Source organism: Methylobacterium sp. E-046 (genome assembly GCF_022829625.1).
GTDB lineage: Bacteria > Pseudomonadota > Alphaproteobacteria > Rhizobiales > Beijerinckiaceae > Methylobacterium > Methylobacterium longum.
In genome coordinates, this window is the sequence record NZ_JAKSYP010000215.1 from 1 (window position 1) to 281 (window position 281).

Genomic DNA, 281 nt, shown 5'->3' on the forward strand with positions numbered 1-281 from the left:
GCGGATCGTACAGCGCTTCGGCATCCCGCAGCTCTCCACGGGTGACATGCTGCGCGCGGCCGTGGCGGCGGGCACGCCGGTGGGCCTCAAGGCCAAGGCCGTGATGGAATCGGGTGGCCTGGTCTCCGACCGGATCGTCGCCCGAGAGCGCGCCGTACTTGGCGGCGTTCGTGCCGAGTTCGTGCAGCATGAGCGCCAGCGTCATGCCGTGGCGCGGTCCGAGGGTCAGTTCGGGGCCCGCGACCTGGAACCGGTCCGCCACGCCGTCCCCGTGCAGGGCG

At 72.6% G+C, this 281-nt stretch carries 1 protein-coding gene; it reads left to right on the forward strand.

Translation table 11 applies throughout. The annotated features are described in order from the left end of the window. The coding region (locus MKK82_RS23490) for a nucleoside monophosphate kinase (RefSeq protein WP_243986975.1) at positions 1-281 on the forward strand (281 nt) is incomplete at both ends.